Source organism: Stenotrophomonas sp. YAU14D1_LEIMI4_1 (genome assembly GCF_003086815.1).
In the GTDB taxonomy this organism is placed as follows: domain Bacteria; phylum Pseudomonadota; class Gammaproteobacteria; order Xanthomonadales; family Xanthomonadaceae; genus Stenotrophomonas.
In genome coordinates this window covers 2,667,760-2,681,952 of record NZ_CP025997.1, presented here as the reverse complement: position 1 = coordinate 2,681,952, position 14,193 = coordinate 2,667,760, and the positions used below count along the sequence as shown (strand labels likewise).

14 protein-coding genes are annotated in these 14,193 nt (G+C 67.7%); 7 read left to right on the top strand and 7 right to left on the bottom strand.

Going from position 1 to position 14,193, the window contains the following annotated elements:
- Nucleotides 1-242 precede the first annotated feature (242 nt).
- Entirely contained in the window at nucleotides 243-1,682 is a 1,440-nt protein-coding gene (locus C1932_RS12565; protein ID WP_108753557.1) for a class II fumarate hydratase, read from the top strand.
- 55 nt (nucleotides 1,683-1,737) lie between these two features.
- Here C1932_RS12565 and C1932_RS12560 read toward each other — a convergent pair whose 3' ends face one another.
- From C1932_RS12560 to C1932_RS12535, 6 genes are all read right to left on the bottom strand, one after another.
- The gene (locus tag C1932_RS12560) at nucleotides 1,738-2,163 is read right to left on the bottom strand and encodes a hypothetical protein (protein ID WP_108762406.1); all 426 of its coding nucleotides are present in this window, start codon (nucleotides 2,161-2,163) and stop codon (nucleotides 1,738-1,740) included.
- A gap of 98 nt (nucleotides 2,164-2,261) precedes the next feature.
- On the bottom strand, nucleotides 2,262-2,876 hold the full coding sequence (locus C1932_RS12555; RefSeq protein WP_108762405.1) for a hypothetical protein: 615 nt from the start codon (nucleotides 2,874-2,876) through the stop codon (nucleotides 2,262-2,264).
- 30 nt (nucleotides 2,877-2,906) lie between these two features.
- The gene (locus C1932_RS12550; protein WP_108762404.1) at nucleotides 2,907-3,791 is read right to left on the bottom strand and encodes a DUF2807 domain-containing protein; all 885 of its coding nucleotides are present in this window, start codon (nucleotides 3,789-3,791) and stop codon (nucleotides 2,907-2,909) included.
- A 32-nt stretch (nucleotides 3,792-3,823) separates the two neighbouring features.
- Nucleotides 3,824-4,849 carry a hypothetical protein gene (locus C1932_RS12545; RefSeq protein ID WP_108762403.1) on the bottom strand — a complete coding sequence of 342 codons (1,026 nt, stop codon included), beginning with the start codon at nucleotides 4,847-4,849 and terminating at the stop codon, nucleotides 3,824-3,826.
- On the bottom strand, nucleotides 4,846-5,736 hold the full coding sequence (locus C1932_RS12540; RefSeq protein ID WP_108762402.1) for an ABC transporter ATP-binding protein: 891 nt from the start codon (nucleotides 5,734-5,736) through the stop codon (nucleotides 4,846-4,848). The genes C1932_RS12545 and C1932_RS12540 overlap by 4 nt, the downstream gene beginning before the upstream one ends.
- Nucleotides 5,733-6,095 (bottom strand): GntR family transcriptional regulator, encoded by a 363-nt coding sequence (locus tag C1932_RS12535; RefSeq protein WP_108750039.1) that lies wholly within the window; start codon nucleotides 6,093-6,095, stop codon nucleotides 5,733-5,735. Before C1932_RS12535 ends, C1932_RS12540 begins: the two co-directional genes overlap by 4 nt.
- Before the next feature lie 606 nt (nucleotides 6,096-6,701).
- Between C1932_RS12535 and C1932_RS12525 the strand changes: the two genes are divergently transcribed.
- The 6 genes from C1932_RS12525 to C1932_RS12500 all read left to right on the top strand — a co-directional run bounded on the left by C1932_RS12525 (nucleotide 6,702) and on the right by C1932_RS12500 (nucleotide 12,783).
- Nucleotides 6,702-7,289, top strand: coding sequence for a glutathione peroxidase (locus tag C1932_RS12525; RefSeq protein ID WP_108763439.1), 588 nt, complete (start codon nucleotides 6,702-6,704; stop codon nucleotides 7,287-7,289).
- 96 nt (nucleotides 7,290-7,385) lie between these two features.
- The gene (locus tag C1932_RS12520; protein WP_108753551.1) at nucleotides 7,386-8,363 is read left to right on the top strand and encodes an FKBP-type peptidyl-prolyl cis-trans isomerase; all 978 of its coding nucleotides are present in this window, start codon (nucleotides 7,386-7,388) and stop codon (nucleotides 8,361-8,363) included.
- A gap of 23 nt (nucleotides 8,364-8,386) precedes the next feature.
- Nucleotides 8,387-9,736, top strand: coding sequence for a UDP-glucose/GDP-mannose dehydrogenase family protein (locus C1932_RS12515; RefSeq protein WP_108753550.1), 1,350 nt, complete (start codon nucleotides 8,387-8,389; stop codon nucleotides 9,734-9,736).
- On the top strand, nucleotides 9,729-9,968 hold the full coding sequence (locus C1932_RS12510; protein ID WP_053515402.1) for a SlyX family protein: 240 nt from the start codon (nucleotides 9,729-9,731) through the stop codon (nucleotides 9,966-9,968). The genes C1932_RS12515 and C1932_RS12510 overlap by 8 nt, the downstream gene beginning before the upstream one ends.
- A gap of 11 nt (nucleotides 9,969-9,979) precedes the next feature.
- Nucleotides 9,980-10,663 carry a DUF2058 family protein gene (locus C1932_RS12505; protein WP_108756602.1) on the top strand — a complete coding sequence of 228 codons (684 nt, stop codon included), beginning with the start codon at nucleotides 9,980-9,982 and terminating at the stop codon, nucleotides 10,661-10,663.
- A 50-nt stretch (nucleotides 10,664-10,713) separates the two neighbouring features.
- Nucleotides 10,714-12,783 carry an acyltransferase family protein gene (locus C1932_RS12500; RefSeq protein WP_108762400.1) on the top strand — a complete coding sequence of 690 codons (2,070 nt, stop codon included), beginning with the start codon at nucleotides 10,714-10,716 and terminating at the stop codon, nucleotides 12,781-12,783.
- Between the two features lie 36 nt (nucleotides 12,784-12,819).
- Here C1932_RS12500 and C1932_RS12495 read toward each other — a convergent pair whose 3' ends face one another.
- Nucleotides 12,820-14,145 (bottom strand): amidohydrolase family protein, encoded by a 1,326-nt coding sequence (locus C1932_RS12495; protein ID WP_108762399.1) that lies wholly within the window; start codon nucleotides 14,143-14,145, stop codon nucleotides 12,820-12,822.
- Nucleotides 14,146-14,193 lie beyond the last annotated feature (48 nt).

Genomic DNA, 14,193 nt, shown 5'->3' with positions numbered 1-14,193 from the left:
GGCCTTTGCATGCTCGGTAGCGCCGGGCCATGACCGGCCGATGGCGGCCGCGCTGCGCGCTCGCCGGGCACGGCCCGGCGCTACGCGTGTAAACGGCCCTGCGGACGGAATGATCTGGCCCGTCCTCGTCATCCCATGCTTCGGACAAGAGAGTATCGTTACCGCAGCCGCCAGCCCGGGAAGCGACACCCTGCCAGCCGCCGCTTCCCTTTCCCCAACAGAAGTAGTGCGGAGTCGATGCAATGAGCAAAGCTGCAAGCAAGGGTGGAACCGCCGGGTTCCGTGTTGAACATGACAGCATGGGTGAACTGCAGGTACCTGCCGACGCCCTGTGGGGCGCGCAGACCCAGCGCGCGGTGCAGAACTTCCCGGTGTCGGGCCAGCGCATGCCGCGCGGCTTCATCCGTGCCCTGGGCCTGGTGAAGGGCGCCGCCGCCGGCGTCAATGCCGACCTGGGCCATCTGCCCAAGGGCGTGGCCAAGGCCATCCAGTCGGCCGCGGCCGAGGTGGCCCGCGGTGACTGGGACGCGCATTTCCCGATCGATGTCTACCAGACCGGTTCGGGCACGTCCTCGAACATGAACGCCAACGAGGTCATCGCCACCCTGGCCAATCGCGGCGGCAAGGCCGGCAAGGCCAGCGTGCACCCCAATGACCACGTCAACCAGGGGCAGAGCTCCAACGATGTGATTCCCACCGCGCTGCGGGTTTCGGCCGTGCTGGCCGCGCAGGAGCACCTGCTGCCGGCGCTGGCGCACCTGCGCAAGGTCATCGATCGCAAGGGCCGCAGCCTGCGCAAGGTGGTCAAGACCGGCCGCACCCATCTGATGGATGCCATGCCGCTGACCTTCGAGCAGGAGTTCGGCGCGTGGTCGGCGCAGCTGGCCTCGGCCCAGGCGCGCATCGACGACAGCCTCAAGCGCCTGCGCCGCCTGCCGCTGGGCGGCACCGCCATCGGCACCGGCATCAATGCCGATCCGCGCTTCGGCGCGCAGGTGGCCAAGGCGTTGAAGCAGCAGACCGGGGCGAAGTTCGACAGCGCCGACAACAAGTTCGAAGGGCTGGCCGCGCAGGACGATGCGGTGGAACTGTCCGGTCAGCTCAATGCGCTGGCGGTGGCCCTGATCAAGATCGCCAACGATCTGCGCTGGATGAACGCCGGCCCGTTGGCCGGGCTGGGCGAGATCGAACTGCCGGCGCTGCAGCCGGGCAGCTCGATCATGCCGGGCAAGGTGAATCCGGTCATTCCCGAAGCGACCGTGATGGCCTGCGCGCAGGTGATCGGCCACCACACCGCGATCACCGTGGCCGGGCAGACCGGCAACTTCCAGTTGAACGTGACCCTGCCGCTGATCGCAGTGAACCTGCTCGATGGCATCGGCCTGCTGGCCAATGTGTCCACCCTGCTGGCCGACAGTGCCATCGACGGCCTGAAGGTGCGCCAGGACCGCGTGGCCGAAGCGCTGGCCCGCAACCCGATCCTGGTGACGGCGCTGAATCCGATCATCGGCTATGAAAAGGCCGCGGCGATTGCCAAGCGCGCCTACAAGGAACAGCGCCCGGTGCTGGAGGTGGCGCTGGAAGACAGCGGGCTGGCCGAGGCCGAGCTGCGCCGCCTGCTGGACCCGACTGCGCTGACCGCCGGTGGCATCCAGGCCGGTGGTGGTGGCGCCGGCGGTTGATCGTCCGGTTGCGTACGTAAACGGGAAACGCCGCCCTGGGGCGGCGTTTTTCGTTTCAGCGACGGTCGGCGACGATGTTGCCGAAGGTGTCGGTGTAATCCTTGAATTCGGGGATGGTCTGCACCAGGTTGGCGGGGATCACCTCCAGCCCTTCCGGCGGCTGGATCTTCACCGGCTGCATGTTGGGGTCGGCCGGGGCGGCCACCAGGGTGTTCTGGCGCAGCACCTGCAGCTTGCCGAACATGGTCTGCAGCATCTGCCGCTGGGTGTCGTCCAGCGGAATCTGGATCTCGTCCATCTTCATCGTGCCGTCGGCCAGGATGATGATGTTCGGCGCGGGCTGGCGGCGCACGGTCACCATGGTCTGGCTGACCGAAATCTTCGGCTTGCCGCGTTCGGCGCGGTGGTTGCGGTACTCCTGGTCGCAGCCGGCCAGGCCCAGGCAGAGCAGGGCGGTCAGCAGCAGAAACAGCTTCTTCATGGCGGTCGATCGGGGCAAACGGGGTGCTTAGTGTAATCCCGCCCGGCCACGACGGCCGGCAACGCGGGGGCGCTGCCGGCCGGGTGCGACGAAATGTCTCAGGGTGCGCGCACGACCACGTTGTCCTTGCCGCAGTCGTCCACGTCGCTCTGGTCCATGGTGGCGTAGGGCTGGAAAGCCGGCAGGTCGCGTGCCAGCGCCTGCTGGCTGGCCAGCATGGCCGGCAGGCGGTTGCACAGCTGCTTGGCCTGGGCTTCGATCTTGGCCGCTTCGTCGTTGATGCGCTTTTCGATGCCCTCGCTGTCACCGCTGAAGACGCCCTTCAGGGCTTCGCCGGCGGCATTGACGCCCAGCCGCGCACCGGCCATGCCGATGTCCATGCCGTCGCTGGCGATGCCGGCGATGTGGCCGCGGTATTCCTGCAGCTGGCGCCGCTGCGCTTCATTGGTCGGCGACTCGGTGCCGCCGATCAGCAGGCGGCCGTCCGGGGTGATCTCGGCACGGGCCTGGCCCTTGCCGGAAATCTTGATGTTGCCCTGGGCGATCTCGCGGCGCGCCTTGTCGGTGGCGTCCTTGATCTCCTTGCCCACCGTGCTGCTGGCCTCGGCCACGGTCTTGTCGGCGCTGTCGGTGGTGGACGATGGGGACGTGCCGCCGCAGGCCATCAGCGGCAGGCACAGCAGGGTGGCGGGCAGCAGGCGCAGCAGGTTCATGACAGTTCCCTTCCGTTGAATGAGGTGGAATTACTTGCCGCGCGGCAGGGTGACGCTGCCGCCGATATCGCGGTGGCGCACATCGCCACTGCCGCTGTGCTGCACGGTCAGGCTGCCGCGGGCGCCATTGACGGTGATGTCGCCCGAGCCGTGGCTGCGCACGCGGACGTTGCCGCCCACCTCGCTGATCTCCACGTCGCCGGAGCCGACCACGCCCACCTCGACATCGCCCTTGACCCGCTGGAAATCGATATCGCCCGAGCCCACGGTTTCCAGGCGCACGCTGCCGCCCACCTCGAACAGGTCCAGATCGCCCGAGCCGACGGTGCCGGTGCGGGCATCGCCGCGGATGTTGCGCGCCTTCACTTCGCCCGAGCCCAGCGACAGCAGCTCCAGCGAGCCGGCGCCGTCGATGTCCAGGTCGCCCGAACCGACGGCGGCATGCACGCTGCCGCGGGTGCCGCGGGCACGGCCATCGCCGGAGCCCACGTCCATGCTCAGCGACTGCGCGTTCTCAACGCTGCCATCGCCGGAGCCGATCTTGAACTGCAGCGGAAGGTTGTCCGGCACGCTGCCGCCGATGTCCAGCCAGGCATAGCTGTTGCCCAGCGACAGCGCCGAGCGGCCGTCGCGGCGCAGGCTGACCACCAGCTTGTCGCCCACCCGCTGCTGGTCCAGCACCAGCTGGTCCAGCCAGTCGGCAGTGGAGGCACAGGCACGACCTTCCAGCTGGCCGCCGCCACTGCGGGCGACCACCTTCAGGTCATGCTGGTTCACTTCGAACACCATCGCTTTCACCCCGGCTGTTTCCAGCTTCAGCGCGCGCGGCGCCGAGTGCTTGCAGTTCGGGGCATCGGCAGCCAGCGCCGACAGCGGCAACAGCAACAACGCAGAGCAGGCAAGCAGGGTACGCATATGGGTGCCTCCAGTAGTGGTAGAGGGGAGCGTCAGATTTCGCCAGCGCGCCGACGCAGGCGGATGGCGATGAAGATGAAGGCCACGCCGAACGCCGCGCCGATCCACAGATCGGGCATCGCCAGCGACTTCAGCTGCTGGGCAGGGTTCATCAACGAGACGATCGTATCCAGGCTCTTGTGTTCGTCGCTGGCGCCAAGGCGATACAGCAGATCCACGCCTGGAACGGTGCCCAGCAGCAGGCGGCCGACGATGTGCTGCCAGAACCAGCCGGTGCTCATGTCGAACAGGTGCATCACCTTGGTGGTGCTGACGATGATGCCGGCGAACAGGGGCAGCATCACCGCCCACAGGAACGGCTTGCTCTTGGCCCAGGCCGAGCAGAGCAGCAGCCAGCCGGCAGTGGGCAGCGCCCACAATGCATAGACGGGAATGGCGGCGAGCAGGCCGGCGGACAGGGTGAGCGGGCTGGCCGGGTCCCAGATCAGGGTGGTAGGGCTGCCGCCATGGGTCAACGCAACCAGGCTGATGATCAGCAGGAAGCCGAACATGGTGGCGATGCCAGCCAGCGTGGCGACCAGCGGGGCCACGACCAGTGCGCTGAGCACCTTGGACAGTACGGTCTGGGTATCGGACAGCGGCAGCGACTTCCAGAACAGGATGCTGCGGTCGCGGCGATCGTCGTACAGCGCACCCAGGCAGTAGAAGAACACCACGAAGGCCAGTACCAGGAAGGGCCAGGTCGAACTGAGGATGAGGGTCAGGTCCAGGCCGTTGCCCAGGTCCGCCATGTCCTTGGCGCTGATCTGGCGGGTCAACAGGCCCAGATCCAGGCCGTTGATGTTCACGTCCTCGCCGTCGATGTGCAGGCCGCCATCGCGCGCGGCACGATGCAGGGCGAACAGGCCCAGGCCGATGCCGACGCCGCTCATCAGCAACGAGACAATGCCGGCGATGACCGGGGCGTACAGGAAACCGCCGCGGTTTTCCCAGTATTCGCGCTTGAGCAGCCAGCGCAGCGTGCCTGCGGGGCTGACCGGATGATTGACGGCATTCATGCGTAGGTCCCCTTCATGACAGCAACGAACAGATCGGCCAGGCCCGCATTGCGCGTTTCGCCCAGGGTGGAAAGCTGGCTGCGCGGCACGCCGTCATACAGCAGCACGGTCTTGCCGAACGCCTGGCTGCGCTCGTCGATCGGCTTGAGGGCGCGCGCGGTTTCCAGCTGTTCGGCGCCGACCAGCAGTTCGGTATAGCGCTCGCCCACCTCGTCCATTTCGGCGCTGAGCACGATGCGGCCGTCACGGATGAACATCACATCGCTGAGGATGTGCTCGATCTCTTCCACCTGGTGGGTGGTGACGATGATGGTCTTCTGCTCGTCGAAGTAGTCTTCCAGCAGGCGCTGGTAGAACTCCTTGCGGTACAGGATGTCCAGGCCCAGGGTCGGCTCGTCCAGCACCAGGATGCGGGCGTCGATGGCCATCACCAGGGCCAGGTGCAGCTGCACGATCATGCCTTTGGACAGCTCGCGCACGCGCTGTTTGGGCTGCAGTTTGGTGCTGGCCAGGAAGCGTTCGCAGCGGGCGCGGTCGAAGCGCGGGTGTACGCCGGCGACGAAGTTGATGGCCTCGCGTACGCGCAGCCAGCGCGGCAGCACGGCCACGTCGGCGATGAAGCAGATCTCCTTCATCAGCTCGTCGCGGTGCAGGCGCGGGTCACGGCCGAGCACGCTCAGTTCGCCCTCCACCTCGGTCAGGCCCAGGATGGCCTTCAGGGCGGTGGTCTTGCCCGCGCCATTGGGGCCGATCAGGCCGACGATGCGCCCGGCGGGGATGTCGAAGGTGGTGTTGTCGAGGGCGAGGGTGTTCTTGTAGGCCTTGCGCAGACCCTTGGCGGTAATCACCGCCGGGCTGGATTCAACGTTCACGACACTGGCATTCATGAGGATTTCCCCTGGGGCAGCAATTCGTTCAGGCTCAGGCCCAGGCGCTGGATGCGCTCCAGCACCGCCGGCCATTCGTCGTTGAGGAAGCGGTCGCGCTCGCTGCTGCGCAGCTGCGTGGCCGCCTGCTCGGTCATGAACATGCCCAGGCCGCGGCGCTTTTCCACCAGGCCTTCATCGGCCAGCTCCTGGTAAGCGCGCGAAACGGTGATGGGGTTCAGTTGATAGTCGGCCGCCACCTGGCGGACCGAGGGCAGGGCATCGCCCGGCTTCAGGATGCCGTCGAGCATCATGGCAATCACGCGCTCCTTCAGCTGGCGGTAGATGGGAGCGCCGTCGCTCCACTGGATGTCGCTCATGGTCAGCTCCGTGGGGTCAGCGGCTGTGCGAACGAGAAATACGGCATGGACAGGGAGCTGTGCAGCCGACGCGGGGGGGAGGGTTCGGCGGTCCCTGCCGGGGTGGAGATCGCGTCCTGCGTGGAATCGGGGGAGGGGGAGGAGTCTGCCGGCGGTGCCGGCAGCAGCAGCCACGTCAGCACGAACAGGGTTGAAACAGCGGTGACCGCGGGAGCGGTATGGCTGCGACGCATCCGGATGTTCATGGTTCCCCCTGTCTCAGGTGACTGGTGTTGTATGCAACTATAACACCGGCACGCCTATGTGCAACCCCCGACGCGCCCAACTGATGGCAGGGGCCATGAACGGGCGCGGTTGCGAATCCAAGCTGTTGATTTCATTGCAATGGCATCGGCGGACGCCGTCCTGGACACGGGCCTGGCATTCATACATGTGTACAGCGTGTCCAGCAAGGGCGCGCCAATCGGGCCCCGCGCGTGCCGCCATGGCGGGCAAAGTGGATGCCCGGCGGCCGCGACAGTGCGCTGGCAGGCCGGTGCTATAGTTCGGCCGATCCCCGGTCTGCAAGGGCCGGGCCCCTGTTGCAGCTACCGTGGAATGTCCCGCATGCCTGTGTTTTTCACTGCTCCGAGCCGCCTGCGCGGCCTGTCCCTGCTGGCTGTGCTGGCGCTGGGCCTGGCGGGTTCCGCCAGCGCCGTGGCGGCCGACCTGCTGGACGTGAATTACCGGCCGCTGGCCGGCAAGCAGCAGGTGAACCTGCTCAAGCGCTACCAGGGCCAGGTGCTGCTGGTGGTCAATACGGCCAGCAAGTGCGGCTACACCCCCCAGTACGAAGGGCTGGAAGCGCTGCAGAAGCAGTACGCCAGCCGCGGTTTCGCCGTGCTGGGTTTCCCGTCCAACGACTTCAAGGGGCAGGAACCGGGCGATGAGAAGCAGATCCAGGATTTCTGTACGCTCACCTATGGGGTGAAGTTCCCCATGTTCGAGAAGGTGCACGTGGTGGGCGAACAGGCCACGCCGCTGTACCAGCGCCTGACCGCCGCCACCGGCGTGGCCCCGGGCTGGAACTTCCACAAATACCTGATCGGCCGCGACGGCAAGGTCATCGCCCAGTTCGCCAGCAAGGTGACCCCGGATGATCCGCAGCTGGGCGCGGCCATCAGCAAGGCGCTGGCCGCACCGGCACCGCGTTGATCACCGGCACGCATGCCTCGACATCTCCGGCATGCGTGCGACAATGGTTCTTTTCGCGCCGACGTCGGCGCCCAGACACTTCCAGGAATGCAGCGAATGAAGATGGGAATGCGCGGCGCCGCGGCGTCGGTTCTGATTCTGGCGATGGGTACCTCTGGTGTCGCCCTGTCGCAACAACCGGCCGCACCGGCGGCCGCCAAGGAGACCGCAACCTTGAATTCCCCCAAGCAGAAGCTCGGCTACGCCATCGGTCTGGATGTGGCCAAGTCGTTCGCGCCGATCGCCGATGAAATCGACGTGGCCGCACTGCGCACCGCCGTGGAGCGTTCGTTCGAAGGCCTGCAGCCGCAGATCACCCAGGACCAGGCCAAGGCCACCGATGCCGCCCTGCGCCAGGTAGTGATGGCCCGCAATGGCCAGCAGGTGCCGGGCGTTGCGCCGGGCTCGCAGCCGCCGAAGGTGGACCGCGTGAAGGTCGCGCAGATGATCGGTTCGTACTCCATCGGCCCGTCGCTGGCGCAGCTGAAGGACGATATCGATACCGCCTCGCTGTTTGACGCGATCAGCACCGGCCTGACCAAGGGCCAGGCGAAGATGACCGAAGCTGACGCAACCGCCACCATCCAGTCGTTCATGGGTGCCAAGCAGGCCGAGATGCAGGCCAAGGCCGCGCAGGCCGCGCAGACCAACCGCAGCGAAGGCAATGCCTTCCTGGCCAAGAACAAGACCCAGCCGGGCGTGGTGACCACCCCGTCGGGCCTGCAGTATCAGGTGATCCGCCCGGGTAGCGGCGAGCGTCCGCTGCCGAGCAGCAAGGTGCGCGTGAACTACGAAGGCAAGCTGCTGGACGGCACCGTCTTCGACAGCTCCGCGGGCCGTGGCCCGGCCGAGTTCGGTCTGGACCAGGTCATCAAGGGCTGGACCGAAGGCGTGGCGCTGATGCCGGTGGGCTCGAAGTACCGCTTCTGGATCCCGGGCGAACTGGCCTACGGTGAGAACGGTACCCCGGGCGGCCCGATCGGCCCGAACGCCACCCTGACCTTCGACGTCGAGCTGCTGGGCGTCCTGCCGTAAGCGACCACGGAGCCAGCACGGATATGCGCGTTGCGATTTTCGGTACCGGGTACGTCGGTCTGGTGACCGGCACCTGCCTGGCCGACGTAGGCCACCAGGTGGTCTGCGTCGACATCGACCAGGCCAAGGTGGATGGGCTCAACCAGGGCATCATCCCGATCTACGAACCCGGTCTTGAGCCTATGGTGAAGGCCAACCATGCCGCGCTGCGGCTGTCCTTCACCACCGATGGCGCCAGCGCCATCGGCCACGGCCAGGTGGTCTTCATTGCGGTGGGTACGCCCCCCGACGAAGACGGCAGCGCCGATCTGCAGTACGTGCTGGCGGTGGCCCGCACCATCGGGCGCCACATGGCGGTGCCGACGGTGGTGGTGAACAAATCGACGGTGCCGGTGGGCACCGCCGACAAGGTGCGCGCGGCCATTGCCGAAGAGCTGGCGGCGCGCGGTGCGGACATCGCCTTCGATGTGGTGTCCAACCCCGAATTCCTGAAGGAAGGCGATGCGGTGGCCGACTGCATGCGCCCGGACCGCATCATCATCGGTGCCAGCAGCGCCGACTCGGTGGCGGTGATGCGCCGCCTGTACGCACCGTTCAACCGCAACCACGATCGCGTGGTGGAAATGGACGTGCGTTCGGCCGAGCTGACCAAGTACGCGGCCAACGCGATGCTGGCGACCAAGATTTCGTTCATGAACGAAATCGCCAACATCGCCGAACGCGTGGGTGCCGACGTCGAGCAAGTCCGCCAGGGCATCGGTTCGGACCCGCGCATCGGCTGGCACTTCATCTATCCCGGTGCCGGCTACGGCGGCTCGTGCTTCCCCAAGGACGTGCAGGCGCTGGCGCGCACCGCCCAGCAGTACGGCCTGGAGCCGAAGCTGTTGAACGCGGTCGAAGCGGTGAACGATGCCCAGAAGGGGCACCTGTTCGCGCTCATCCAGCGCCACTACGACAAGGGCGAGGACGAGGGCGTGCGCGGCAAGACCTTTGCCGTGTGGGGCCTGGCCTTCAAACCCAACACCGATGACATGCGCGAAGCCTCCAGCCGCCGCCTGCTGGCGCAGCTGTGGGAAGGCGGTGCCACGGTGCGTGCCTACGATCCGGAAGCGATGCACGAATCGCAGCGCATCTTCGGTGAGCGCGATGACCTGGTGTTCTGCGCCAATGCCAGCGAAGCGCTGGAAGGCGCCGATGCACTGGTGGTGGTGACCGAGTGGAAGCAGTTCCGCAGCCCCGATTTCCAGATGCTGCGCGAGCGGCTGAAGGATGCGGTGGTGTTCGACGGGCGCAACCTGTACGACCCGGCGGAAGTGGAAGCCGCCGGCGTGGCGTACTACGGTATCGGCCGGGGGCGTTCGCTGCATGTCTGAGCTGCCCACCGAACGCGAACAGGCGCTGGAAGCGCGCCTGGTCGAGCTGGAAATGCGCGTGTCCTTCCAGGAACACGCGCTGGCCGAACTGAGCGATGCATTGGCCGACGCCCGCATGCAGGGCACGCGCAACGCCGATGTGCTGCGCGTGCTGCTGGAAGACCTGGGCAAGGTGCGCAACGCACTGAATTCTTCTGATCCGGCGAGCGAACCGCCGCCGCCGCACTACTGATCTGCATTCCTATGAGCGATACCCTCCGCGACCAGCTGATGGGCCTGGGCTTCAAGCCGGCGCCCAAGCCCGAGCGCAAGAACGATGCCCCCCGCCGTGATGGCCGCCCGCAGGGCAAGGGCGGCAATGGCAATGGAAAGCCGCAGGGCGCAGGCAAGGGCGAGCACAAGCCCGGTGAGCGCCGTGGTGGCCACGGCCACGCTGGCGCAGGCAAGCCCGGGCAGTCCCGTGGGCCGGGCGCGCAGGGCCCGCGCAAGCCGCGTTCTGCCGAGGAAATGGACCTGGCCAAGGCCTATGCCATCCGCGCGCAGAAAGAAAAGCAGGAACGCATTGAAAGCGAACGCCTGAAGCAGGAAGAGGCGCGCGTGCGCCGCGAGGCCAAGGCCAAGCTGGAAGAACTGCTGAAGGACAAGAGCCTGAATGCCGAGGCGGCCGATATCGCCCGCCACTTCCCGTATGGCGGCAAGATCAAGCGCATCTACGTCACCCCCGAACAGCTGACCGCGCTCAATGCCGGTGAACTGGGTGTGGTCCAGCTCAATGGCCGCTACCTGCTGGTGACCGCTGAAGTGCTGGCGCAGTCCGAGGCGGTGTTCGCCGCGTCGGTGGCGCTGAAGGTCGACCCGAACGCGCCGGCCGAGGAAGACCCGTACGCCGATCCGCAGTACCAGGTGCCCGACGACCTGGTCTGGTAACGCACGACCGCCGTGGCGCCCCCTGCGGCAGCAGCGGCAGGGGGAGATGGATGTCCACTGATCCAAGCCGCGGCTACGTGCCGCACATTGACGGCCTGCGCGCGATTGCCGTGCTGGCCGTCATCGTGTTCCACCTCGACCCGGCCTGGCTGCCGGGTGGCTTCACCGGGGTGGACGTGTTCTTCGTCATCTCCGGCTTCGTGGTCAGTGCGTCGGTGCATCGCCTGCCGGCCCTGTCCTGGCGCGCCTCGATGCTGCGCTTCTATGCGCGCCGGGTACGCCGCATCGCGCCTGCGCTGGTGGCCTGCCTGCTGGCGACGGCCGTGGCCAGCGTGTTGTTCATTCCTGATTCGTGGCTCAGCGAAGCATCCGACAAAACCGGGTTGATGGCCTTCTTCGGGCTGAGCAACTGGGTGCTGGCGGCCGTTGGCAACGACTACTTCGCGCCCAAGGCCGAGTTCAATCCCTATACGCACACCTGGTCGCTGGGGGTGGAAGAGCAGTTCTACCTGCTGTTCCCGCTGCTGTTCCTGGCCTGGGCCCGCGGCCCGCGCGGCCGTTGGCTGAGCCTTGCGCTGTTCGCCGCGGTAAGCGTGGGCTCGTTGCTGCATGCGGCCCTGCTGGGGTTGCGTGATGCGCCGCCGGCCTGGGCGTTCTACGCCACCAGCACCCGCTTGTGGCAGCTGGGCGTGGGCGTTCTGCTGTTCCAGCTGCTGCATGTGGCCGATCGTGGTGAGCCTGGCAGTGCTGCACGGGTGGGCCGTTGGCGCTGGGCGTGGTCAGCGTTGGCCCTGCTGTCGCTGGGCGCACTGGGCTGGGCGCTGTGGACGGCGCGTGCGGGGCGCTCGCCGTGGCCGGACGGCGTGCTGCCGGCGCTGTCCACCGCCGGCCTGCTGCTGGCCCTGCACCAGCACCCGCAGGCATGGATCGCGCGGCTGTTGGCCAGTGCGCCGATGCGGCGGATCGGCCTGCTGTCCTATTCGCTGTACCTGTGGCATTGGCCGGTGTTCGTGCTGATGCGCTGGACCGTGGGCCTGGAAACCGCCCTGCAGATGGCCGCGGCCAGTGCGCTGGTGGCGCTGCTGGCATGGATCTCGTGGCGCTGGATCGAGCAGCCCTTCCGTGGCCCCAAATGGCAGCACCTGGCACCCGGGCGCTGGGTCGCCGCCGGCGTGCTGACCCTGCTGCTGGCCGGTGGCCTGCAGGCGTTGCTGTACTGGCAGTCGCCCCTGCTGTCGCTCAGCACGGTCAGTCGCCATCCGGCGGACTGGTACCCCGACGGCAAGAGCGTGGCGGCTGATTACCCTGGGTGCGCGCTGCAGGTGGGCAAGCACCGCTACCCCGGTGGCAGCGCACGCACCTTCGCCCGCGGCGACTGCCCGCGCGCAGGGGCCGTGCAGGGGCCGGCGCAGGTGTTCCTGGCCGGCGACTCGCATGCCATGGCCTACCGCGAGCTGCTGCAGCGGCTGGCGCTGGAAACTGGTTCGACGGTGTCGCTGTACGGCCGCGGTGGCTGCCCGCAGATCAGCCTGCAGCAGTGGCGGGGTGCCGGTGCGGGCTGTGCGGAGCATGATGCGGCCGTGCGCGCGGACATCGCCGCACGCGCGCAGCCGGGTGATGTGGTGGTGCTGGTGTCGCTGCGGGTACCGCGCCTGTCCGACCAGTATGTGTTGTTCGACGCGCAGGCGCAGTTGGCGGGCGAGCGCAGTGCACAGGCCGCCGCCGGCCGCAACGCCGAGGTGGCCGAGGCCATCGCGCAGTGGCTGCCGCTAGCCCAGCGCGGCGTGCGTATCGTGATCGAAGCGCCGAAGCCGGTGCTGCCGGCGCCGCCATATCGGTGTTCCGACCGCTTCAATGCAGGCAATGCGGTCTGCCGCAACGGGCTGGACATTGCGCGGGCGGACATGGAAGCGCTGCGCGCACCGATGCTGGGCAGCCTGCAGCAGGTGGTCGATGGCCTGCCAGGCGCAGTGCTGTGGGATCCCTTGCCCGACCTATGCACCGCCACGACGTGCGCGGCGCAGCGTGATGGCCGACCGTTGTTCTTCGACGGCGACCATCTGAGCGGTCATGGCAACCGCGTGCTGCTGCCGTCCCTGCAGCGGATGTTGCAGCCCTAGCGCCGGGCCGCGCCCGGCATACGGGCCGGTCGGGCATCAGCGCTCGATCGCTTGCCCGGCCTGCCATACAGCGTGGATGTGCTGGGTATTGCCGATGTCGACCAGGGGATCGGCATCGAGCACCAGCAGGTCGGCACGCTTGCCGGCGGCAATGCGGCCGCGATCGTCCATGCCCAGCAGCGCGGCGGCGTCGGCGGTGGCGGTCTGCAGGGCCTGGGCCGGACTGAAGCCGGCCTCGGTCAGCAGCTTCAGTTCGCGGTGTTCGGCAAACCCAATCACCCGCTGTGGCATCGCCCCGGCATCGGTGCCGAAACCGAACTTCACCTTGGCCGCGCTCAGCCGGCGCAGGTTTTCCAGGTTCATCGCCACCGCTGCGCGCGCGCCGGGAATGTTGGCCCCGGCCAGCTGCTCGCGCTGCCACTGCGGCTGCTGCCAGCGCGCGCGCACCGCAGCGGGCAGGGCATCGCGCAGGAACGGCTGCTGCAGTGCCTGCGGGTTTTCCGCATACCAGTAGTTGGCTTCGTCGATGTTCACCGTGGCGATGTACCAGGTGCCCTGGTCGTGCATCTTCCGCGCCAGCATCGGGTCCACCGCGCGATCGCGGATACCGTGGGCGATGATGTCCACGCGTGCATCCACCAGGTCGCGCGCCTGGTCCAGGTCGTGGATGTGCGCGGCCACCTTCAGGCCACGCGCATGGGCCTCGGCAATGGCGGCGCGGTAGATCTCCGGTGCCATCATCGGGAACTTGCCGCCCAGCGAATCCACCCAGAGCTTGATCACGTCCACGCCGTCGGCCTGCTGCGTGGCGACGGCGGCGCGGGCTTCTTCGGCATTGCGTGGCCGCGCCACCGGGTCGTGGGCCAGGCCCATCGCGGCCGCCGGCGGTGCACCGGCGAAGGCACCGATGCCGGCACCCGCGCCGTACAGCTGCGCGCCCAGTGCGGGCGAGGCGTTCACTTCCTTGCGGATATCGAAGAAGGCCGGGCCGTTCATGCCCAGCGCGGTGACCGTGGTGATGCCGTAGCGCTGGAACTTTCGCAGGTCGCGCACCACGTTGTCACGGGTGTAAAAGCGATCACCGTGCTGCAACCCTTCGGTGTTGCCCACGTGCGCGTGGTTGCTGACCAAGCCGGGCAGCAGGGTCTTGCCCTGGTAGTCGATGCGCCGGGCTGCGGTGGCGGCGGCCGGCAGCGGCGTGCCGACATGCACGATGCGCTCGCCGTCGATCAGGACCGGGGTAATGCCCAGGTCGCGGCGACCGTCGAACACCCGGGCGTTTTCCAGCAGGATCGGCTGCGCGGCAGCAGAAACGGCGGCGGTGGCGGCAAGCAGCAGCGCCCACAGGCGGGTCAGTCGCATCGGCAACTCCGGTCAGGGGGAAGCCCGAGGGTAACCGATGGGCCGCCC

Excerpts from the sequence above, each read along its gene's own strand:
- C1932_RS12510 (WP_053515402.1), top strand. The coding sequence starts at position 9,729 with ATGTCTGAGCTGCCCACCGAACGCGAACAGGCGCTGGAAGCGCGCCTG.
- C1932_RS12525 (WP_108763439.1), top strand. The coding sequence starts at position 6,702 with ATGCCTGTGTTTTTCACTGCTCCGAGCCGCCTGCGCGGCCTGTCCCTG.
- C1932_RS12540 (WP_108762402.1), bottom strand. The coding sequence starts at position 5,736 with ATGAATGCCAGTGTCGTGAACGTTGAATCCAGCCCGGCGGTGATTACC.
- C1932_RS12560 (WP_108762406.1), bottom strand. The coding sequence starts at position 2,163 with ATGAAGAAGCTGTTTCTGCTGCTGACCGCCCTGCTCTGCCTGGGCCTG.
- C1932_RS12545 (WP_108762403.1), bottom strand. The coding sequence starts at position 4,849 with ATGAATGCCGTCAATCATCCGGTCAGCCCCGCAGGCACGCTGCGCTGG.
- C1932_RS12515 (WP_108753550.1), top strand. The coding sequence starts at position 8,387 with ATGCGCGTTGCGATTTTCGGTACCGGGTACGTCGGTCTGGTGACCGGC.
- C1932_RS12495 (WP_108762399.1), bottom strand. The coding sequence starts at position 14,145 with ATGCGACTGACCCGCCTGTGGGCGCTGCTGCTTGCCGCCACCGCCGCC.
- C1932_RS12500 (WP_108762400.1), top strand. The coding sequence starts at position 10,714 with ATGTCCACTGATCCAAGCCGCGGCTACGTGCCGCACATTGACGGCCTG.
- C1932_RS12505 (WP_108756602.1), top strand. The coding sequence starts at position 9,980 with ATGAGCGATACCCTCCGCGACCAGCTGATGGGCCTGGGCTTCAAGCCG.
- C1932_RS12550 (WP_108762404.1), bottom strand. The coding sequence starts at position 3,791 with ATGCGTACCCTGCTTGCCTGCTCTGCGTTGTTGCTGTTGCCGCTGTCG.
- C1932_RS12565 (WP_108753557.1), top strand. The coding sequence starts at position 243 with ATGAGCAAAGCTGCAAGCAAGGGTGGAACCGCCGGGTTCCGTGTTGAA.
- C1932_RS12535 (WP_108750039.1), bottom strand. The coding sequence starts at position 6,095 with ATGAGCGACATCCAGTGGAGCGACGGCGCTCCCATCTACCGCCAGCTG.
- C1932_RS12555 (WP_108762405.1), bottom strand. The coding sequence starts at position 2,876 with ATGAACCTGCTGCGCCTGCTGCCCGCCACCCTGCTGTGCCTGCCGCTG.
- C1932_RS12520 (WP_108753551.1), top strand. The coding sequence starts at position 7,386 with ATGAAGATGGGAATGCGCGGCGCCGCGGCGTCGGTTCTGATTCTGGCG.